Annotated in this window: 19 protein-coding genes; 12 read left to right on the forward strand and 7 right to left on the reverse strand. The window is 35.6% G+C overall.

Annotation, left to right across the window (positions count from 1 at the left end; all coding sequences use genetic code 11):
• Positions 1-6 precede the first annotated feature (6 nt).
• The 7 genes from QYS49_RS05885 (at position 7) to cas6 (ending at position 10,923) form a co-directional block, all read left to right on the forward strand.
• The gene (locus QYS49_RS05885) at positions 7-1,863 is read left to right on the forward strand and encodes an OmpA family protein (protein WP_308350786.1); all 1,857 of its coding nucleotides are present in this window, start codon (positions 7-9) and stop codon (positions 1,861-1,863) included.
• 242 nt (positions 1,864-2,105) lie between these two features.
• Complete coding sequence (locus tag QYS49_RS05890) at positions 2,106-5,219, forward strand: SusC/RagA family TonB-linked outer membrane protein (protein ID WP_308350787.1); 3,114 nt, start codon at positions 2,106-2,108, stop codon at positions 5,217-5,219.
• A 17-nt stretch (positions 5,220-5,236) separates the two neighbouring features.
• Positions 5,237-6,715 (forward strand): SusD/RagB family nutrient-binding outer membrane lipoprotein, encoded by a 1,479-nt coding sequence (locus tag QYS49_RS05895; protein WP_308350788.1) that lies wholly within the window; start codon positions 5,237-5,239, stop codon positions 6,713-6,715.
• Between the two features lie 10 nt (positions 6,716-6,725).
• Positions 6,726-7,637 carry a hypothetical protein gene (locus QYS49_RS05900; protein ID WP_308350789.1) on the forward strand — a complete coding sequence of 304 codons (912 nt, stop codon included), beginning with the start codon at positions 6,726-6,728 and terminating at the stop codon, positions 7,635-7,637.
• Between the two features lie 240 nt (positions 7,638-7,877).
• Entirely contained in the window at positions 7,878-8,969 is a 1,092-nt protein-coding gene (locus QYS49_RS05905) for an AI-2E family transporter (protein ID WP_308350790.1), read from the forward strand.
• A gap of 13 nt (positions 8,970-8,982) precedes the next feature.
• A complete protein-coding gene (gene ychF / locus QYS49_RS05910) occupies positions 8,983-10,080 on the forward strand; it encodes a redox-regulated ATPase YchF (protein ID WP_308350791.1) in 1,098 nt (365 codons plus the stop codon).
• A 63-nt stretch (positions 10,081-10,143) separates the two neighbouring features.
• On the forward strand, positions 10,144-10,923 hold the full coding sequence (gene cas6 / locus QYS49_RS05915) for a CRISPR-associated endoribonuclease Cas6 (protein WP_308350792.1): 780 nt from the start codon (positions 10,144-10,146) through the stop codon (positions 10,921-10,923).
• Here cas6 and QYS49_RS05920 read toward each other — a convergent pair.
• A complete protein-coding gene (locus QYS49_RS05920) occupies positions 10,901-12,211 on the reverse strand; it encodes a type IX secretion system plug protein (RefSeq protein ID WP_308350793.1) in 1,311 nt (436 codons plus the stop codon). The genes cas6 and QYS49_RS05920 overlap by 23 nt on opposite strands.
• A 58-nt stretch (positions 12,212-12,269) precedes the next feature.
• Here QYS49_RS05920 and QYS49_RS05925 point away from each other — a divergent pair, with 58 nt between their 5' ends.
• Both QYS49_RS05925 and QYS49_RS05930 read left to right on the forward strand, forming a co-directional pair.
• Positions 12,270-12,818: an RNA polymerase sigma factor gene (locus tag QYS49_RS05925; protein ID WP_308350794.1), complete on the forward strand. Its 549-nt coding sequence runs from the start codon at positions 12,270-12,272 to the stop codon at positions 12,816-12,818.
• The gene (locus QYS49_RS05930; RefSeq protein WP_308350795.1) at positions 12,802-14,193 is read left to right on the forward strand and encodes an outer membrane beta-barrel protein; all 1,392 of its coding nucleotides are present in this window, start codon (positions 12,802-12,804) and stop codon (positions 14,191-14,193) included. The genes QYS49_RS05925 and QYS49_RS05930 overlap by 17 nt, the downstream gene beginning before the upstream one ends.
• 23 nt (positions 14,194-14,216) lie before the next feature.
• Here the strand turns inward: QYS49_RS05930 and QYS49_RS05935 are convergent, their stop codons facing one another.
• The 5 genes from QYS49_RS05935 to QYS49_RS05955 all read right to left on the reverse strand — a co-directional run bounded on the left by QYS49_RS05935 (position 14,217) and on the right by QYS49_RS05955 (position 17,552).
• Complete coding sequence (locus QYS49_RS05935) at positions 14,217-14,642, reverse strand: arsenate reductase family protein (RefSeq protein ID WP_308350796.1); 426 nt, start codon at positions 14,640-14,642, stop codon at positions 14,217-14,219.
• Between the two features lie 122 nt (positions 14,643-14,764).
• A complete protein-coding gene (locus QYS49_RS05940) occupies positions 14,765-15,469 on the reverse strand; it encodes a DUF6048 family protein (protein WP_308350797.1) in 705 nt (234 codons plus the stop codon).
• Positions 15,456-16,091: a hypothetical protein gene (locus QYS49_RS05945; protein WP_308350798.1), complete on the reverse strand. Its 636-nt coding sequence runs from the start codon at positions 16,089-16,091 to the stop codon at positions 15,456-15,458. Before QYS49_RS05945 ends, QYS49_RS05940 begins: the two co-directional genes overlap by 14 nt.
• Positions 16,092-16,219: 128 nt before the next feature.
• Entirely contained in the window at positions 16,220-16,879 is a 660-nt protein-coding gene (locus QYS49_RS05950; protein WP_308350799.1) for a DUF4159 domain-containing protein, read from the reverse strand.
• Between the two features lie 19 nt (positions 16,880-16,898).
• Positions 16,899-17,552, reverse strand: a complete 654-nt coding sequence (locus QYS49_RS05955) for an HAD family hydrolase (RefSeq protein ID WP_308350800.1) — start codon at positions 17,550-17,552, stop codon at positions 16,899-16,901.
• A 209-nt stretch (positions 17,553-17,761) separates the two neighbouring features.
• On the opposite strand from QYS49_RS05955, the gene QYS49_RS05960 reads away from it, so the two are divergent.
• The 3 genes from QYS49_RS05960 to QYS49_RS05970 all read left to right on the forward strand — a co-directional run bounded on the left by QYS49_RS05960 (position 17,762) and on the right by QYS49_RS05970 (position 21,648).
• Entirely contained in the window at positions 17,762-19,024 is a 1,263-nt protein-coding gene (locus QYS49_RS05960; RefSeq protein WP_308350801.1) for a hypothetical protein, read from the forward strand.
• Between the two features lie 15 nt (positions 19,025-19,039).
• On the forward strand, positions 19,040-20,653 hold the full coding sequence (locus tag QYS49_RS05965; RefSeq protein ID WP_308350802.1) for a BCCT family transporter: 1,614 nt from the start codon (positions 19,040-19,042) through the stop codon (positions 20,651-20,653).
• Between the two features lie 137 nt (positions 20,654-20,790).
• Positions 20,791-21,648 carry a universal stress protein gene (locus tag QYS49_RS05970; protein ID WP_308350803.1) on the forward strand — a complete coding sequence of 286 codons (858 nt, stop codon included), beginning with the start codon at positions 20,791-20,793 and terminating at the stop codon, positions 21,646-21,648.
• A 96-nt stretch (positions 21,649-21,744) separates the two neighbouring features.
• Here the strand turns inward: QYS49_RS05970 and QYS49_RS05975 are convergent, their stop codons facing one another.
• Positions 21,745-22,497 (reverse strand): hypothetical protein, encoded by a 753-nt coding sequence (locus QYS49_RS05975; protein ID WP_308350804.1) that lies wholly within the window; start codon positions 22,495-22,497, stop codon positions 21,745-21,747.
• Positions 22,498-22,719: the final 222 nt, after the last annotated feature.

The raw sequence follows: 22,719 nt of genomic DNA on the forward strand, positions 1-22,719 counted from the left end.
TGGGATATGAATTTCAAAATAATATTCCTCTCTATAATAATTATGTTTTTTAGCCTGACTTTATTCAGTCAGGATTATAAATGGAGAACAGAAAGACTAGTCGAAAAATCTAAGGAAGCTCTTTACCAAAGAGATTGGGATGCGGCTGTTCAATACATGGATGATGCCATTGCTCTTGAACCTGAAAACCATCACCTTTATTTAGAAAAAGCCACCTTGTTTTATGGTATTAATGACTTGAATAAAGTGGTTACTTCATTGGAAAAAGCTTTTTCATTAGAAGAAAAATGGCCTGCCAAATATAATGATTACTATTTCATTTTAGGGAAAGAGTCATTCGATCGTGGTAATTATGCCCTAGCAAAAAAGCCACTTGAAATTTATCAGCGGAAAGGTTTTAAAGAGGACTACCTTAAAATGACTGATATAATTACTCAATCTATTGATTTTGCTTTAGAAGAGTTAGAAAAGGTACCAACCAATAATGAAGAAATTAAATCTATAGAATCAGATAAGATCTTTCGCAGTATTTATTTTCCATTTTTCACTCTCTACCCATCTGAATTTTTGTATTTCACAGGACAAAGAACCGGTAGTTTGGCTGAAGGTATTTATAGAGCTAAATTATCAGGTAATCAGTTTGAGAATGTGGAAGAAGTTCCAGTAATCAACACTAAAGAAAATGAGGGCGCAGCTGCAATTTCAGCAGATGGCAGAGTAATGGTTTTTACAAGCTGCAACAAACGCGATGGGTTTGGGAGTTGCGATTTATATATTTCCTATTACGAAGGAGATGAATGGCAGAAACCAGAGAATTTAGGTGTTAGTGTTAATTCAAATGCTTGGGAATCACAGCCTTTCCTTTCTTCAGATGGAAGGTTTTTGATATTTAGCTCCAATAGGAAAGGTGGATTTGGTAAAAGAGATCTTTATTATTCCAGAAAGGAGGGCGATGAATGGATGGAAGCTGTCAATTTAGGAGCGGAAGTAAATACTTTTGCTGATGAGATATCTCCTTTTCTAACCTTATCTAATGATGAATTATATTTTAGCTCGAATGGTAGAGTGGGGATGGGAGGATTTGATATCTATAAAACGAAATGGCCTATCAATAAAGGGGAAATTGAAAATATCGGCTTACCCATCAATACTTTTAGCAATGAACTTTCCTATCACCAGAAATTTAGTGGAGAAAAATATTGGTCGAGAGAGTTGCAGTCAGATGCCAAATACCCTCCATCTAAAATATTTTTTAATGATAAGGAAAAAGGTGGAGAAATTAATTTGGTTTTCGGGAATGTCATAAATGAGGTAGATAGTGCTAAGCTCAAAGCTAAGATTCAGATCTATGATTTGGAATTAGATAGCCTTGTTCAAGAAACCTATAGCAATTCGCTAGATGGCAGGTATAAGGTGATCATACCTAGGCCATCAGATTATGCTTTTTACGTAGAGGCATCCGGATATTTATTTCAATCTAAGAAATTAGAAGTAAATGAAAGAAGAACGGAATTAAATTTTGCTTTAAAACCAATAGAGAAAGGAGCTACTGTAGAATTAAATAATATTTATTTTGAATTTGATAGTTATGAGTTATCTGAGAGGTCGAAAAACGAAATAAATAAGATTGCTGACTTTCTGATTCAAAATCCAGAGGTAGCTATTGAGATTGGTGGATACACTGATGAAGTGGGCTCCAAAGAATATAATAAAGAGTTATCAAGAAAAAGAGCAAGTGCTGTTTATGATAAAATAATACAAAAAAACGGTGTTGATAAGGAAAAAATTAATATAGTAGGCTATGGAGCTAGAAAATTACCGTCAGGAGAATTCAAAAAGACTGTAATATTTAGAGTTTTGTAGAAGGTTTTTCTTTTTAATATTATATTAGAATATTAATATTTAAACAATTTCTTGAAAAAGAAGTTTATTTCAAATCTATTGTTTTATTGGCTTTATTGCCTATAATAGACTTGTTTAAAAGGAAAAGTATAGTTAATATTTGGTAAATAATTTTCAAGAAAAATTTATATTTTGTTAGGAATTTTGATTTGATATTATGTACTTTTAACCTTTAATTATTGTTAACCTAAACTAAAATAAGTATGAAGAAGATTCTACTAACATGTATGATGTTGGTGTTCGTGCTATATGCATGGGCGCAGGATCGCACCGTAAGCGGTAAAGTTACTGACTCCGAAACTGGAGAAGGCTTACCGGGTGTGAATGTTTTATTAAAAGGTACCGGTACTGGGGTCAATACTGACCTTGATGGAAATTATAAAATTTCCGTGCCATCCGAAGGTGGTACATTGGTTTTTACGTTTATTGGAATGTCAAAACAGGAAGTTTCAGTAGGCGCTAGGTCTATAATTGATGTTCAATTGGTGACAGATGTACAGCAGTTAAATGAAGTAATCGTCACGGCATCCGGTATTGAAAGAGAGGCCAGATCCACGGGGTACGCAGTACAGACTGTTGATTCGGAGGAAGTATTGAAGGCTAGAGAGGGTAACATCGCCAATGCTTTGGCAGGAAAGGTAGCCGGAGTGGACGTGAATGCTTCTTCAGGTACAGTGGGAGGATCGTCCCGTGTGGTAATCAGGGGTGTAAGTTCCATAGGTCAGGACAATCAGCCTTTGTATGTAGTAGATGGTGTACCTATCCAAAATACCAACATTGCTTCAGTGGATAGATTTTCAGGTGTAGATTACGGTAACCGTGCCGGTAACATAAATCCTGATGATATAGAATCCATGACAGTACTGAAAGGAGGAGCTGCTTCTGCCCTATACGGTCAGCGAGCGCGTAACGGTGTAATTGTTATCACCACCAAGAAAGGATCAAAGAACACCAAAATGTCAGTGACAGTCAATAGTTCAGTGAGATTTGATAGCCCTTTCCGTCTTCCTAACTATCAAAATATATATGGTCAGGGTTCGCAAAACAAGTTGGACAGTGCCTCATTGTCAAACTGGGGTCCAGAGATGGATGGTCGAACTTTCATTGCCCCTGATAGCTCATCGAGAAACTATACAGCCGTTCCTGATAACGTAGAAAACTTCTACAGAACTGGAAGAACCAATATCAATTCAGTTTCACTTGCTGGAGGAGATGAAAGTTCTACTTACCGTTTTGGTATTACGAAATTTGACCAGGAAGGTATAGTACCTAATACAGCATTGGAGCGATACTCATTCAACCTGAATGGCAGCAGAGACTTTAACAATAATTTCTACTCCAGCTTTAATGCGACCTACCAGCGATCAGATAATAATGGTCGTCCTGAGACAGGTTTCAATAACCCGAATGCAGTATCATCTATTGTTACTACGATCCCACGAAATATTGATTTGGAGTCGTATAGCGATCCGGAGGATTATTTGAACGAAGACGGAACCCCTGTTCCCTTTTTAGGAGTAAATCAGAACCCTTACTTCTCTTTAAATGAGAACATATTTACCCAGCAGGTAGACAGGCTTTTCGGTTACGGTTTGGTAGGATTCAGGCCAACAGACTGGATAAACATATCTTGGAGATTGGGAACAGATGTGATATTCGATAGAAGAAAGCAAATCTACCGAGTAGGATCAAACGGGAACGCAGATGGAGCATTATGGGAGGATAGAATTTTTGAATCCCAGACCAACTCAGATTTATTGTTAACCATCAATAGAGACATTACCGAAAAATTTAACCTGAATATGATTTTAGGCCACAACGTCAATGATATCTCAGTAGAGACCTTATTTAACAGAGGCCAGGAGCTGGTGGATCCCAACTTATTTGTGGTTCAAAATGCGGTTTCTACAGAAATCAATTACAGGGTACCTTCTAGAAGAAGGTTGGTAGGTGCGTTTTTTGATGCAGGCTTCTCATGGGACAACTACTTGTTCTTAAACATCACAGGCCGTAATGACTGGAACTCTACCTTGCCGAAGGATAACAAAAGCTACTTCTTCCCTGGAGTAAGTGCCAGTGCAGTTTTGACTGATGCCTTTGATTTTGGTTCTGATATAGCCAACTTCATCAAAGTAAGAGCCAACTGGTCTCAGGTGGGTGGCGCAACAGACGAGTTCCAATTGCAATTCAGGTTCTTTCCTCAAACAAGTATATTCCAATTGTTTGGTGTAGACAATACTTATCCGTTCAACGGAATTCCTGGCTTTGCCGGTACCAGCGTGTTACCTAACAGAGAATTACGACCTGAAATTTCTACTTCCTATGAAATTGGTGGAGAATTTCATTTCTTCCTCAGCAGGTTGATTGTTGATGCAACCTACTATAACCAAACCACCGATGACCAGATCATCAGCGTGGACGTGGCGCCATCTACTGGTTTTTCTGCCTTTTTCTTGAATGCTGGAGCGATTGAAAACAGAGGAGTAGAGATCAAAATGAGCGGTACGCCAATCGAAGCAGGAGATTTCACATGGACTTCCACAGTTAACTTCGCTAGAAACGTGAACACTTTATTGTCATTGACAGATGACTTCGAGTTCGTTTCAGTGCCAGGCACAAGGACTGACCCCAGCTTACGTGCTTACATTGGAGAGTCTGTAGGTACTATATTTGGTTCAGATTGGAGAAGAGATGATGAAGGTAATCTTTTGATCAACCCTGACAACGGCCTTCGTCTGGATCAGGATGGTCAAAAGATTGGAAATATCGTGCCAGACTTCAGATTAGGTTTTCAAAATGAAATCAACTTCAAGGGAATTGCAATCAGTGCCCTGATCGACTGGAGACAAGGCGGACAAATTCATTCGCAGACTGTTCAAAGCTTGCGAGGAAGCGGATCAGTTGCAGAAACAGCTGTCGGAAGGGATTTAGCCTATATCGATAATGGCGTGATCCTTCTGGAAGAAGATGAAGACGGGAATGCCACCTCCACACGACCTAACGACATTCCAATTACTGCGCAACAATTCTGGGCCCAGCAAAATGGAGTGGATGCCGATGGTGTGTTCGATGCTACTTACGTGAAGTTAAGAGAGGTGAGCGCATCCTATACGCTACCAAGCTCGTGGATGGGTAATTTACCGATAAACAGCTTATCGTTTGGTATCGAAGGTCGTAACTTGGCATTGCTGTACTCTAAGATACCACATATCGACCCAGAGGTTAGTTTCTATGGCTCAGGTAATGCGCAAGGTATAGAGGCATTCAACTTGCCAACAACTCGATCTTTAGGTGTAAATGTTAAGTTGACATTTTAATTAAAATACAGATAATCATGAAAAAATACATATTTATATTTTTGATCGGATTAGTGACATTAACATCCTGCGAAGATGATTTTCTTGATGTTAACACCGATCCTACTGCCTCAACAGAAGTTCCTCCAGGTACTTTGTTGATGAACGCATCAATTGCCCTTTCCCAGAACAGGTTGAATACCCTGAGCCCTGACGGAGCGGCATATATTCAGCACCATAAACCAATTGTTGTACTTACTGCCCCTGATACCTATGGTTTCAGCGAAATCGGTAACAACAACTTCTGGGAGTTTTCTTTCTATCAGGATATCATCAAAGATCCTAATCTGGGAATTACCCTGGCTGAAGAGCGAGGTAACTTCAACGTGTCTGCCCAGTTAAAGCTTTTACAGGCTTTCGCATGGATACATGGGGTTGACAGATGGGGAGAGATGCCTTTCTTTCAGGTGAATAACCCTGAATTCCCTAATCCGATGTTTGACGAAGGAGCAGAGATATACCAAGGCATCATTGACTTAATAAATGAGGCACTGGATCAGATTGACCTTGACCAGCAGGTTGAACCATTCACCATCGTGGCCTTCGATCATATTTACGGAGGAGACATGAATAAGTGGGAGGCTTTTGGGAATAGCTTGAAGTTGAGAGCCCTTATGCGTCTTTCTTATGTAGAAAACAGAGATGCTGAAATCAGTGCCCTTTTAGGGTCAGGAGTGAATTTCATCGATGCCCTTGATGGATCGGAAGATGCGGTTTTCAGATATTTCAATAACAGACCTAATCAGAATTTTGATTACGCTACCTTTGATAATTTTACCCAGTTTAATTCATTTCTACCAAGTGCAAGCAACAGGGTTCATCAGGCATGGCGTTTGGCATCAAACCGTATGGTTACCTTGCTGACGGACGACAATGACCCGAGGTTGAACTCCTTCTTTGTGCCTTTCTATTCACAACCAGATGGCTATGCATTTACAGGTGCAGTGAATGGTTCAGCACCACTTCCGGATGCAGCAGAAAGAGGTTTCGTATCTCCATTCTACATTCGACAGGATGCACCTGATGTGTGGTTTGCTGCCTCTGAATATTGGTTATTGGTGGCAGAAGCCTACCAGCGAGGTCTTGTTTCTGGCGATGCGCAGACTGCTTTTGCCAATGGTGTTATCGCTCATATGAATATATTCGATGGTACTGCACAGGAGATATCCGATGCCGACAAGGATGCTTACATTGCGGCAAATACACTTGCCTCTAAAGGAGATGCTACTTCATTCATCCAGACAGAGCTTTATAAAGCACTATTTGGAAACGGTGTTGAAGCATGGTCGCACTGGAGAAGAACCAAACGTCCTGCATTGACTCCGGCCGTGGGAGGTCCAATTACTACTGTAATTAGCAGAATCCCACTTCCTCAGTCACCACTAGGAGCAAACAGCAATGCACCTGAGGTGTCGAAACTTAGAGATGTTCCAGTATTTTTTGAAAGACAAGAATAATTTATAAGATATGAAAAAACTGATATATTTAATATTTGCCCTAGTTGTTTTTGCCTCCTGTGAGGAGGACTATGATAATCCTATAGAGGGACTAGAAACGACTAATTTGTTTGTACAGTTAGGTGCCAATACGCCTGATTCAGTTAGTTTGACCGAGGGCGAAATGACACAGTCATTGACCATTCAGGCGCCAATTTCTGCTAACCAGAATTTATTGGCCTCTCTTACTTTTGAAGGTTCTGCCGTTTATGGCACCGACTTCATCATTGAGACGCCAGATGGTGACTTCCTTGTTTCAGCTGATGCAGACGGAGCGGTGATCCGGGTACCATTCTTACCCGCTAAGCCGAATGAATTTGTAACAGACCAGGTTTCATTCATTATTTCTTTTGCCGAGAACTTTATCCAGGATGGCGACAAAGATCTTACTGTCACTTTAACAGGTGCTACCGGTGAGGAGAATTCCGGTGTTACCTTAGATGGAGGTCGTGGGTCAATACGTAGACAGTTCTATATCGAAATCGCAGATAACGATTGTGGAAATCTTGCTGGTCTCTATGATGTTGAAGGTGATGTTCTTGTCTCTGACCTTGGTCCATTGACCTATAATTATGATGAAGCATTAGGGTTAGCTGATTGTACACAAGAAGGAATTTATCCAGTTGTAGATATTACTGGAGGACTTTGGAGTGATGGATATGCTAATCTTTATGGAACGTCAGCTATAAATGCTTTAATCACTATTAATAGCACAAATAATGAGGTTACATGGGGTACGGTAAGCGACCAGTTCGGTGGAGCAATCATTCAAGATCCAGTGCAGCCAGTTAGTAACTATGATCCATCTTCCAACACAGTTACAATTTACTGGACTGCGACAGCATATAATGAAAGAGGTGTTACTACTTACACATTACAATAATCAGAGTTTAATTTTTCAAAAAGCTTGTACTTTTGTACAAGCTTTTTTTATGCCTTTTGAATTAAATTAATTCAGATCTGTATAACTATTTTGATTATTAAATGACGTAATTATGGAAAGTAACGCTTTCATTATCGCTTTAAAAGTAAGGTATAGAGTCAGGGGAAATTTTAATTGGAAATAGTAAATGGATGATATATATTGCCTTTCATTTCCCTTTTTATCTATTATCTTTGAGCCGTGAACCGACTCAAACCCATTTTATATTTATTTGGAGGCGCGATATTACTTTATTTAGTCAGCCTTCTCTTTTCTGATATATTAATATATATCATCATTTCCCTGATAATTTCAACTATCCTACGTCCTTTAGTAGGTTATTTAAATAGCTTATATTTTTATGGATACAAACTGCCAAAGGTCTTTACTATTATAATATCATTTACCGTCTTTATAGGATTTATCGTCCTTTTTGTGGGGCTGTTTATTCCTTTGGTTTCAGAGCAAATCCAAATTCTGAGTAAACTCAATTATGATAATCTCTATAATAGAATTACAACCCCAATTCAATCAATTGAAGTATTTTTAATTAATTCTATTCCTAATATTGGAGAGCAAGGATTTCTGATTGACCGATTAAAGGAGAGTTTTACGAACTTTGCTCAAACAGTAGATTTTAGTTACGTATTAAATAATTTTATTTCCATTACAGGTAGTATTTTCGTTGCTATTTTGGCAGTTCTTTTTATTACTTTCTTTTTACTTTATGAAAAAGGCTTAGCTAGAAGAAAATTTATCCAATTAATTCCCAATAAATACTTTGAGGTATCTATTGGGGCTATTTATAAAATCGAAAAGCTCCTTTCCAATTATTTATTAGGACTATTATTTCAAATGATTTCAATATTTACAATTGCGTCTGTTGGGCTAAGTATTTTCGGGATCAAATATGCTGTGACTATTGCGGTATTTGCAGCAGTTGCTAATCTTATACCTTATGCAGGGCCAATTTTAGGGGCAACTTTTGGGATTATAGTAGGGGTTACTACTGGTGGGATTTTCGAACTTAGTAATGAACTTTTCCTCTTAGTGGTAAAGATTGTGTCGGTTTTTGCAGTAGTTCAGATCACCGATAATATTGTATTGCAACCACTTATTTTTTCAAAAAGTGTAAAAGCCCATCCATTAGAGATTTTTGTTATTATCTTTGCAGGCGCATCCTTGGCAGGGGTGATAGGAATGATAGCAGCTATTCCGGTTTATACCGTTATAAGAGTAGTGCTGATTGAACTTTATCAAGGATACAAGCAATATAAGATTTTTCAGAATTAAATAATTTATTTTCATGGGGTTACAGTGTGGTATTGTTGGTTTACCAAATGTTGGAAAGTCAACTTTGTTTAACGCACTTTCGAATGCGAAAGCTGAAGCGGCAAATTTTCCTTTTTGTACAATTGATCCAAATGTGGGCGTTATCAGCGTTCCAGATGAACGGTTGAATATTTTAGAAGAACTAGTCAATCCTAATAAGGTAGTGCCGACTATCATTGAATTTGTGGATATAGCAGGTTTGGTAGAAGGAGCAAGTAAAGGCGAAGGCTTAGGGAATAAATTTCTTGGCAACATCCGTGAGGTTGATGCCATTGTTCATGTTGTAAGATGTTTTGAAGATGATAATATTACACATGTTTCTGGAAGGGTAAATCCAGTAGCGGATAAAGATATTATTGATACTGAATTGCAATTGAAAGATCTGGACTCAGTAGAAAAGAAAATTCAGAAGACGGAAAAAATTGCTAGATCAGGAGATGCCAATGCTAAAAGAGAAATGGCAATCCTAACTCAATATAAAGATGTATTAGAAGATGGTAAAAATGCCAGGACGCTAAAATTATCAAAAGAAGAGAAAGAGCCTGTCCGTGATTTAATGCTTTTAACTGATAAACCAGTAATTTATGTTACGAATGTGGAAGAATCTGCAGCGGTATCTGGAAATGAATGGGTTGAAAAGTTTAAAGAATATGTAAAAGATGAGGAGGCTGAAGTAATAGTAGTCAGTGCGGCAATTGAATCTCAAATAGCTGAATTTGATGATCTTGATGAGAAGGCCATGTTCTTGGAAGAATATGGGTTAACAGAATCAGGATTAAATAAATTGATTCGAGCCTCCTATTCTATTTTGGATCTAATCACCTACTTCACAGCTGGTAAACAAGAAGTTCGTGCCTGGACAATTAAAAAAGGCTGGAAAGCACCACAAGCTGCTGGTGTTATCCATACCGATTTTGAAAAAGGCTTTATCAAAGCTGAAGTAATTAAATTGGATGATTACCAAAAATATAAAACGGAACAAGCTTGTAAAGAAGCTGGAAAAATTTCAATTGAGGGCAAGGAATATGTGGTCAAGGATGGTGATATCATGCATTTTCGATTTAATGTGTAAATTTTCTTAGAATTTTATAAACAATTTTATATCACGATTGGTCTTATAACAAAATAATGAATCGTGAGAGTAAGACTAATTTTTAAAAATAAGGAGAAAGGGGCAACGGTTCCATTTCATCACCAATACTATTTGTTTAGATTTTTTAAAGGACTAATCAAAAAGTGTGGTAAAGAAGAATATAGGGATTTCAAGCACTACAATTTTTCTGGTTTAAAAGGGCAAACCACAGTTAGTAAAACTGGATTGCATTTCTATAGCTCAAAAATAACGGTTGTTTTTTCTTGCTCCAATAAAGATTTTATCGATAGCATAATTGAAGTTTTATTCAGTCTTCCTGAAATTAAATTAAATGGATTAACCATAATTCCCCATACCGTTGAATTAGAAAATGAAATTGAATTCAAAGAGGAGACTAGATATATATGTATTTCACCTCTAATACTGCTAACTCCGGAATTTTCCAGTGATGAGGGTAAAAAGTTTATTATTCCTGGATCAAATGAATTTGTGGATCATTTAAGATCTGCTTTACTAGAAAAGAATCAATTAAATGATTTTGGAGGTTTTGAATTCTATCCTGACAAACAATATTTAAAAAAATTAGAAGATAGGGGTAAAAAATATTCCAGAGTATATCCTATATTCGATCAAGATGTGCCTTACGAAGTTAGGGGTTATACTTTTCCGTTTACTTTAAAGGGATCTCCTGAGCTCCATCAATATTTATTTGAGTGTGGATTGGGGTTGTTTAACGACAAAGGATTTGGCATGTTGGATTTAGCAGAAGTGACACCTGGCAGTCAAACAGTTCCATATTTTACTGGGCAGCTCGAGAATTAAATTGAGTATAACCAATTAATTTATCATAACGGAGTTGAGGATTCCTATAGTAAACTAAGATATCATAAGTATTTTCTGTGTCATTATAGCTTCCATCTACTGGGTTAACTTCTTCCCCTTTCACATAATACGTGTATTCATAATATCCTTGCTTCATTAAGAAGCTGCTTTGATAATTACCTGTATTAACATTGTATTTCATTCTGTTGGGATTACTTAATTGCCAATTATTAAACTCTCCGACTAGGTAAACTTCCCCCAATTCTTGTGGAGCATTCAACTCAAAGTTAGTTAAAAGATAATCAGAGACTAAAGGAGTGTTTTGTCTTTCTATATTCCCGATAACAAATGCACCGTTGCGGTCTTCCCATTCTCGGTATGCTTCTGAAGAGCGAACTGCGTCCGGTCTTGCTGTTACTGTAATGGGTTTAGTATCTTTATTAATGTTTGCAACATTATTCCCTTTAAAATTAACTGTGGTTAAATCAATAAAGCGAAATTCATTATTACCTGGGAAATTCAATTCACCATTATAAAATTTGTAAACCAATCTTTTATTGCCATCTAAAATCCTTAATGGATCGGGTGCCTCTTTTGCAAATAACCAACTCTTGTTTTGCCTAACTACAGGGTAAATGTCCGTGGCTGTATTCAAAATATTAATTCGGTTCAACATTATTTCAAATTCTATTTCCTGATGAGTTCTTCTATTAGTAACCACATTGGATGGAATAATTTTAAAATCAATGCTTGACTTATTTTCATACACCATAAATCTTTCACTTAGAATAATATTAGCTTCATTATTATTTTGATATACAACCAATAGGTAATTCCCTGAAAGACTTACTTTTGGTAGTTGAAATTCATAATGAATATACCCCATTTTCGTGTCGAAAGAAAACTCGTAATCTCTGATTGGAAATTGATTATATTCTTCAAGGTAATCCATCGACTGTAAATTACTTTTTTGCTTCCAATCCTTATCGCAATGGAAAATTTTTGCTTGAAATTGTTTTTGTTCTTCCGAGATGTCATCAAAGGTAAGTAGTAATCTGTCGTTTTCACCTAATTCTATCACAGGGTTATCCGTGGAAATCATTTTGTCTCCATTCAATTGCACTAGTTGAACAGTCTTGATACTTTCCTTATAACTTTTATTTATAAATTCTAAATCAGGATAGTAGGTTCTAGTGCTATTTGATTGTGTGTTTTGAACTGGCACACAAGCACTTGCTAAAAATAAAATTGGTAAAAATACGATGATAAAATAAAAATAATGTTTCATTCCAACCTTTAATTTGTAATTTGGGTCTAATATAAACAGAATCCTCAAGGTTTTTGTCATGCCTAGAACCAAAGAACTTATAAAAGGTTGCCAGAATGGCGACAGAAAGAGCCAATATCAACTCTATCAACAATTTTCCTCAGGGATGATGGCGGTAGCTATGCGCTATTCAAAATCAACTCAAGAGGCAGAAGATATTTTGCAAGAAGGATTTATTAAAATATTTCAAAATATTTCAAAATTCAGAGGAGAATCAAGTATAGGATATTGGATTAAAAGAATCATTATCAATACAGCATTAAATCATCAAAGAAGTAAATTATATCTCTATCCAATGGTGGACGTAGATGATTTAAAAGAGGGCATGATGTCCTTATCGGTAGATAATTTGGCAGTAGAAGATTTAATGGATTTGGTTCAGCAATTGCCAACTGGATGTCAGGTTATTTTTAACTTATATGCTGTTGAAGGTTATCAACATAAAGAAATAGCGGAAATGCTCGATATAAATATTGGAACTTCAAAATCTCAATACGCTAGAGCAAGGAAAATATTAATGGAACAATTAGAAAAACAAAGTAAGTGGGGGAATGAAAGATTTCAATAAAGATAATTTCAACGATTCTATACGCAATAAATTTGCCAATGCTGAAGTTCAGCCGGGAAATAATGTATGGGAAGGAATTGAAGCCGAGCTTTTAAAGCAGGACAATAGAATAATGCAAAAAAAGGCAGCTTTTTACAGAAATGTTGCAGCTGCTGTAATACTGATTGCGATGGTTTCAATCTATTTCAATTTACAGGATTTTACTTTCAGCACTAATCAAAGTAACGCTTTTGCTCCAATTGAATTGGAGGAGCAAAAAGATCAAATTTTTATTAGTGAGAACAATGATGTTCTGACAAAACCTAAATCATTAAGTACTGCCGATGGTGATAATACTATATTCGAGAATGGTAATGAGAATACTACTTTAGCTCTTTTAGGGAATGTAACTAATCAGGAAAAAAATACTACAATCATTACAGATAATCAAAAAAGGGATGTTATTGCATCTTTAGATGGCCCATCTGCTATATTAATTTCAAAACTTAAAGGTAAAACTCCATCTGATTTTGAATTGCCTCAATTAGAAATGGAAGTTAAAGGAGTATCTTATTTTGCAGTTAGCAATTTAGAAAAACCAAAAGAAAAATCTGAGTTAGCATGGAATACTAATGTTAATGTAGGCTCTGGAAGTTTTAACCCCAATTCTGAAATTACTTCTTCACCGATAAATTCAACAGTGTCTACTTTAAATAGTCCTGGCACTGCAGGTAGAACTACTGGAGAAACTGTTGATGCTTACAGTCAAGAAAGAGAAGCAGTGCAAGAATTAAGCTCGGCACCTATGAGAAGTAATGTTTCCTTTACTATAGGGCTGCATGCTGGCATTGTATTAAACGATAGATGGAATATTAAATCGGGCTTACAATTTGGTAACTACAGATCATCATCTACTAGCGGTACTGTAATGCGTGATAGAAACAGTGATATGCTATATCCTTTTCATGGGGCCAGCAGTTCAACTGCAATTTCTGATGGAAGAGTATTTAATGTTACCTCAGAATATGATATCTATAATGATTTCCAGATTTTATCAATCCCATTAATGGCTTCCTATAAGATTATAGATAGGAAATTGGATATTGCATTAGTGGGTGGTGCCACCGCGGATTTTATTTTGAAGAATACTTTAAGAGGTGGAAGTGACCAAATCAATGATGTATCCTTTGATCAAAACGATAAACAATCATATAAAAGTATTTTTGCAAGCGGAATAGCAGGCATTGAGTTTAGTTATCCTCTTGCAGACAAATATGCTTTGAGCATTATGCCTACTTACAAAAGAGCATTAACAAATGTTACTACAGAAAAGGCAACCTTTAATAGTATGCCTGCCTTTATGGGATTGAATATGAGTTTGGCTTATTTGTTTTAAAACAGAATATTTAAAGGTAAGGCTTAATCATCGCTTTCACCCTTATTGGCTAAGTGTTTTTGAATTTCTTCAAAAGCCATGTCCATTTCATTAAAATCATAAGGGGATTTAATAAAACGGGCATATTTATCTGAATCGATAATAGGAGTTTTGACTATATGTGGATGATCTTTTATGATTTGTAAAAGATCATTATCATCAAAATCCTTTCCTTTCAATTCATCTTTATAATAATCATTATTTTCATCAATTAAATCTTTAACAGCTACTTTAAGCTTTGTTGCAAGTTCAGCCCAGTGTCTTTCAGTTAAGACTTCTTTATCCAAATCTATGGCATTAATATAATGCTGGTCTAAAGACTTTGCATAGCCATAAGCTTCTCTTTCCTTAATTTGAGAACTGTTATAAATAAACTTGAATTCCATATCTGATTTTTTCTTCTTATCCATAGTTATAGAACTGACATTGAGTATTGAGGTTTCAATAAATATATAACAATTAAACTATTGTATAAAAAAAGCTCTGCTAATAATTTAACAGAGCTTTTGTATATTTGTTTTAAAGAGGTGTTTTAAAAAACAGGTATTCTAAATTTAATATAAAGATTAAACTCTGGATTTAATTTCATATTTGTTTGTCCGTATCCAGGAATATTTTTCACTTCAAAATCAGGGAAATCATCAAACTCTTGAAGTGATTTAAGTCTAAATTTAAAACCTATAGAAAGAAAATCTGGAATATCTTTTTTGCGAATCTTCTTTATTTTTTTCTCTGATGTTAAAACAAGCTCATACCAGCTTGCACTGAGATTTTCTCTGTTCAATTCGCCAGTTTCATTCTCAAAAATAGGATTCCCTATCTCGTAAAATATACGCTCACTAAATGAAGATTGAGCGTATCGTAAACCTAGTAAAAGGAAATTATTGGGAATAACGGTCATATGATAATCCAAACCAATGCGGTAATAATTACCTTCAGATTTGTAATCAGAATTTTTATAAGATTCCTTCGGAGTAAGTTCGGCAATTCCATATTCCCCAATTACTGAAACTTTATCTAAGATTCGGAAATTAACTGCTCCTTCCCATTTTTCGCTTTCATCAATTAATAAGGTATGAAGCTTTAAATAATCGAAAGCGATGCCTATGCTTAACTTTTGAGCCTCTTCAATATTTTCAGGTTTATTTGATTCCACAGCAGTTGAATCTTGTCCTATGGCTTGATTCATAAAAGCTGGGACAATCAAAATCAGGTATAATAATTTATATTTCAACATAAATCTCTAGCTCATTACTGATACATTCGGATATTGATCTGCAACCAAAAGGGCCTCTTAATGAATCAAATTGGTGTTCAATAACTTCCAGATGTTTAGCAGATTTGGTGATTTTATTGTTGATTACGGTATCTGATAATTCATATCTAATTTTTAGTTGATGTGTAGTATCCGCGAATTCAATCTGAAAAACATATTCCGATTCCGTCTGATTTGTATTAATTGGAATTTTAAATTTTCTTAAACTATCTCCACCATTTTTGTTTTCAAACAAATTGGTTTCCCCATTTATAGAAGCTATGCTGATGATTTTATTATTAGTGGTTTTAATAATGGCATTAATTAATGTCAATGAATCGCCTTTTATTTCCTTTAAGTTATTTAAAGAATCAACAACTGGTGCATTTTCAGGATTATCTAATGCAGTATTTATGGTTTTAATTTCTGCCGTTAATCTTGTTTTGTATTCGTTTAAAGTATCTAAAGAAGTTTTATTTAAAATGCTTAGGTTAAAATATGGGTATGCATTGTCAGGCCCACAATCTTCGCAAGGTTCACAAGCCCAAAATAAAGCTAAACCTAGAGTAAGGGCACTAAAATATTTGATGGCAGTTTTAATCATGACCGCAAAATTAAACTTTCTTATTGATTTATAACCCGAAAAATCAATTGAAAATCAGTTGTTTTTATTTGATTAGTATCATTATTTACGACCTTTTCAAGAATAATTCAGGCTAATATGCTTTTCTTCTAATCCTGTGTGAAAGCAAAACTGATAATATTAGCTCCCATTTTTAAGGCTTTCAATCTGACTGTTTCAGGGTCATTATGAATACTTTTATCTTCCCAACCATTTCCTAAATCACTTTCGTAGGAATAAAAACACACTAACCTGCCTTCATAAATGATGCCAAAACCTTGAGCAGGTTTTCCGTCATGTTCATGGATCTTGGGAAGTCCGTCTTCAAATTTAAATTTTTGGTGATAAATTGGATGGTCAAATGGTATTTCCACAAAATCTGATTCTGGAAAAACTTTTTTCATTTCTAATCTAATAAACTGGTCTAAACCATAATTATCATCAATATGCAGAAAACCACCTGAAATCAGATAATTCCTTAAATTTTGCGCCTCATCATCCGAAAAAACTACGTTTCCGTGGCCAGTCATATAAATGTATGGATACTGATAAATTTCTTTACTCCCAACCTCTACCACATAATCTTTATTTTCCAGAGGTACATTTAATTCTTGTTCAGAAAATTCAATCAAATTTGGAAGAGCTGTTTTGTTGGCGTACCAATCTCCACCTCCATTATATTTCAGCTTTGCTATTTTAACTTGCTGTGAAAAGCCAGAAAAAGAGCTTAATAATAAGATTGTAAATAGGATTGAAGTGTATTTTTTCATTTTATGTTTACTATATAACTTAAGCTGATCCATTCAATTCATGGAAATTCTTGATTTTCATCAATAATCCATCAGGTAATTCTTCTTTTTCCAAGGAGGTATATAAACCAATTACATCCATTCCTGCGCTTTTAGCAGATTGAATGCCAGCAAGCGCATCTTCCAATACAACGCAATTTTCAGGAGAAATATTCAGTTCCTCAGCTGCTTTTAAATATATCTGTGGGTCTGGCTTACCTTTGATAACCATTGTACTGTCAATCACAGCATCAAAATATTTACGGATATTGAGTCCGTCCAAAGTGAAATCAGCATTAGCTGTGATGGCTGAAGTAGCAACGGCCATTTTTATCCCTGCTTTTTGGGCTAAAGGTAAAAAGTCCATCAAACCAGGTGTTGGTGCTAAATCAGCACTGTATAAATCTCTGTAGATTTTCTCTTTTTCCTCTGCTAACCTCATCACTTCTGTATGATCAGCCTCAGGTTTTAATCCTAGTATTACTTCTTGAATGGTTCTGCCATTGTAGTGATTTTGGAATTCTTCATCAGTAATTTCTTTACCAAACTGTTTTAAAAATTGCTTGAGCGCTTCAATATGATAGGAAATGTTATCGATAATAACGCCATCCATATCAAATATGATGGCTTTTTTATTTGAGAATATCTTATGCATGAATTATTGATTGTAAAGTCCAAAATAAGGTAAAATACTATTAATTACCTTGTTAAGCTTTAGTTTTCTTGGCTTTTCTACAATATTAACCTAGTTTAAAACTTTAAGTTTATGTTACTTATTATATGTATAGATTTTAAATTTTTAAAACAATTTTGGATCTAGTGCCTTACTTAAGAAGCGTATTTTTTAATTCTAATAATCATATTATGAAAATTAGATTTTTTATTCTGCTTTTCCCCTTACTTTCAATGCATTTTGAGAGTAGTTCTCAGGCTCTATTAGATGATAAAGACACCACTTTTATCAAAATAGGAGGAGCAGTAAGATTCAACACAATTTATACTATTTACGAAGGAGAAACCTCTCCTTTACCAACTGAAAATAGAAATGGCTTCTTTTGGGATACTTGGAGATTTGAGGCAAGAGGACAAACCAAAAATATAGGTATTGATTTTGAATATCGGTTCTATCCAGGCTTTAATACACATTTTGTTAAAAAGGCATTCTTATATCATGATTTTTCCAAAAAACTTCAAATGCAATTAGGCGTAACTCAAGTCCCATTTGGTGCACTCGAGTTTTCTGGTAATTCCTGGTGGTTTCATTTGCCTTACTATTTTGGTTTGGAAGATGATTATGATACAGGAATTAAATTTAAATGGCAAAATGAAAATTGGACCTATCATTTTGCCTATTTCCTGATGGCAGAGCCAAGAGGTGTAAGCGAGCCTGGTTATGGAAGTTTTCCATCTGCTCGTTATTCTTATGATGTCATTCCAGAAGATGGCTACAATGGTAATAAAGAAAGAAATCAGCTCAATGCAAGGGCAGAATATGAAAAAGGAAAGTTTTTAATGGGCTTTTCTGCTCAGTTTGGAGAAATATATAATTCCACTACCAAGAAAACTTTCAACCATTGGGCAACAGCCTTTCATTCTCAATACTTATTGAAAGAAGAAGCAAAAATTAAATTTCAGTTTACACACTACGACTATCCAAATAGCTTAGATGATGCTGGAAACCGTGTTGATCACATCAATATGGGTGCTTATGGATTTAATACTTATCAAGTGGCATCAAGTGCAAGTACATTTTCATTAGGATTGTCCTATGAATATAAAGTGGACTGGGGCCCAATTTCTAGTCTTACCTTTTATGACGATTACTCCTATATGCATAAATATGGTAGCATTGAAATTATGGGCACGGATTATGAATTTGTTGATTCTCATCAGAATATATTGGGATTCATGGTGACAGCAGGCAATACTTTTACATTTTTCGATATTGCCTCTGGGATTAATCAACCTTGGTTAAGCAGTGCTTTTGGAGGAAATGCTTTGAGTAGTGGAAGAGGAGAAAGTGTAGGAGAAGCAGTAGGAGTTACGGAAGAAGGAGCTATAAATCCACCACTTTCCAATCCTACTATCAATACTCGTTTCAATATTAATATTGGTTATTATTTCTAAATAGAAGAAAATACTATGAAGAATTGGTTAAATAAATATTTTGATGTGCATAAGCCTGTCTTTTGGCCAGCAACTATTTTGATTGTGGTTTTTATTGGCGTGACGCTTTATGTGGGTGAGCCAATGGAAAAGGTGTTTGCCGATATCCAGGGAGGGCTCTCTGATTATGCTGGTTGGTTTTTTGTGCTTGTGACTAATTTGTTTTTGATATTCTGTATCGTAATTGGGTTTAGTAAGCTGGGTAAAATCAAATTAGGTGGAAAAGACGCCAAGCCAGAATTTAGTCGAGGCTCCTGGTTTGCCATGCTTTTTAGTGCTGGTATGGGAATTGGAATCATTTTCTGGGGTGTGGCTGAACCGATGACACATTTTCTTACTCCGCCTCAGGGTGTAGATACTCCAGGGGAAGCAGCCTCTCAAGCAATGCAATTTAGTTTTCTCCACTGGGGATTACATGCTTGGGGGATATACGCCTTAGTAGGATTGTCATTAGCATTTTTTGCCTTTTCTAGAAAGTTACCGCTTACCATTCGCTCTGTTTTTTATCCAATTTTAGGCGATAGAATTTATGGTTGGATAGGGGATGTAATTGATGTTATCGCAGTTTTAGCTACATTATTTGGTTTGGCAACATCCTTAGGATTAGGTGTGAAACAGGTTAACGCTGGTTTAACCTATCTTTTTGATATTCCGGATACTGTCACCACTCAGGTTTTATTAATAGGAGGAATTACACTGGTGGCCACTATATCAGTTTTTTCAGGAATCGATAAAGGCGTTAAAAATTTAAGTGAATTAAACATCAGAATAGGCGCAGTCTTCTTGATTTTTATTATCGCAGTAGGCCCAACTTTATATATTTTCGACTCCTATATTCAAAACATAGGGAATTACATTCAGAATTTCTTTAGCCTGAGTTTCTGGACAGAATCTTATGCTCAAGAAGGAGAAGGTGGTTGGCAAAATGGTTGGACTGTTTTCTACTGGGCGTGGTGGATTAGCTGGTCGCCTTTTGTGGGGATGTTTATTGCCAGAGTTTCAAAGGGAAGGACAGTAAAAGAATTTATCACGGGTGTTTTATTAGTGCCAACTTTATTAACTTTCTTATGGATGACGGCTTTTGGTGGAACAGGAATTTGGATTCAACTTAATGAAATTGCAAACATTGGACCTGATATAGTAGCTGATGCTTCTACTAGCTTATTCGTACTGCTAGAGCAATTTCCATTTACGGGTATTGCCTCTGGAATTGGAGTGATTTTGGTGATTAATTTCTTTGTAACCTCTTCTGATAGTGGTTCCTTAGTGATTGATAGTATCACGGCAGGAGGTAAACTAGATGCGCCTGTTGGACAAAGAATTTTCTGGGCTTTGTCAGAAGGCGCAGTAGCTGCAGTACTTTTGATTGGTGGAGGACTAACTGCTTTACAAACGGCAGCTATCACTACGGGCTTGCCTTTTGCTTTCATATTGATTTTAATGATGTTTAGTCTGTACAAAGGTTTGATGAAGGAACATGCTCGTAATTTGGCAGAGGATAAAGAAACAGATTTTGCTTCTTATCAAGAAAAACTGAAAAATGTAATTGGAAAGAGAAGTTCTAAAACCGAGAAAATGAAAGAGGAATGAAATGAGCATAAATCTAGTATCCCTAATATGCCAACAAAGGGATAGCTTGCCTGCTTCTGGCAGGAATAGATTTGATGCGAATTACATCCCGATATATACGGGACAAGTTGTGACCATTTAAAGTAAACACTATACACATGAAAAATGTAATCGTATTTATGGATATGTCCAAAATGGACGAGATTGTATTAAAGCAAGTAAAACAGCTTGAAAAAGTCTGGGGCTTTGATAAAATATGTCTGGCTCATTATATTGAGTTGCAGGAGTTAACGGATGATTTTTCTTCTCAATTTCCTGATTTAGACAAACCATTGGAAGAAATATTGGAGGAAGAGATTATTGAAAAAGCAACTCAGGCGGGATGGGACGCTGAAAACTATACTGTAAAAATCCATAACAAAGGAGGAAAAGATGATTTGACTCATTGGGTAAATACCAGTGATTATAATCTTTGCGTTTTTGGTAAAAAGGTAATTAATCCTGGTTCTGGTATTTTTGCCTCTAAAATTGCCCGGTTGATAGATAAATCCATTTTATTCACGACAGAAACATCCCGTCCTAATTTTGATAATGTGATGCTGTGTGTAGATTTTTCAGCGTATTCAAAAAAGGCTGTGAAATTTCTCAATCATTTCATACCTGATTCTGCTTCAAATTTCAGTCTATTTCATGTTTATAAAGTTCCCACTATTTATTTCCCATTTGTAAAACAGAAATCTAATAAGTTAGTGGAGGAAGAACGTAAGAAAGCCGAAAAAGCCTTGGATCATTTTAGAGAGAAGTATACCAAACAACCTAAATCAAATGCTTGGGTTGCATATAATGATGATCAGCCTTCTGACAAAGTAATCTATAATTATGCCCGAACCCATCATGTAGATTTGATAGTGGTGGGCATAAAAGGAAAATCTGATGACGATGATTTATTAATTGGCTCAGTAGCAGAAAAGTTAATTCAGCCAAATCGGACTGTGCCGGTGCTTTTGGTTCAGTGAGTTTTACTCTTCGGGAGGTATAGACTATAATCAGCTCTTATTAAACAATAGTGGATAATGACTCTCAGTGGTTCCGAGAGCCATTCTTTTGTGGGTTTATGCAAAGCCTGCATCGAGTATGGTAGCTCCACCATCAACATCTTGCCATGCTTCCCCAGATTTAATTTGATATGAAACTTTATTGCCTCCATCTTCATGAGGGTCATTACTGACAATCCAAATCACCCCATCTGGATCGATACTTATTTCTTTGGCAAAATTTTCGCCAGTCATTTGCTCAGCAAGTCCATTTTTATCAATTGTTGATACAATGCCATCAGAATTTATTATTAAAGCCTCACCTTTCGGAGTCCCTGAAATTTTTATTGCTCCCAATTCAGAGGGTACCCTAATCCACTGATCATCTTTTAAATATTGTATACTTGCTCCTCCATGTGTACCTTCCTGACTAATTACCCATACAGTGCCATCAGCTCCAGCACTTATTTCCTTGGCAAAACCTTCTCCTGATAATTGAATAGGTTTTTTTTCAATTTCAAGTTGCCAAACCTCTCCTTTATTGTTAATAATATAAGCTTTAGAACCTTTTGGTCCACCATCAATCTTTATAGCGCCACCAGATTCTATTGACTTCCATTTTTTATCTGTTGGTCCCTTGTATTTTACTGGCCCCCCTCCAGCATCTTTTTCTGAGGCATTAGGGTCTAACATTATTGCCCATAAAGTACCATTTGCACTTATACTGACATCTCTTATTGATTCATTTGAGGTTTTTCCAATTCCGTCTTGAGTAATCTCTCTTAAAGTGTTTTTATTTGTGAGGCTTAAAATCTTTGACTTTTTTTTCATTGTAAGTATATGTTATGGTTAAAATATATTGTATCGTTAATTAATATTAATTGTAATACATTATTAATAAATAAAGCTAAAGTTTATTTAGTATAATAACAAGTAATGATATTTTAATTAAAAATGAAATTCAAATATATAATTATAGTGATATTTATTTTGTTTATAATTTAAATGTGATTAAGTTTAAACTCATTATAGTTCTTTGAATTTTAATTCAAC

This window comes from Marivirga salinae, assembly GCF_030503855.1.
Taxonomy (GTDB): Bacteria; Bacteroidota; Bacteroidia; order Cytophagales; family Cyclobacteriaceae; genus Marivirga; species Marivirga salinarum.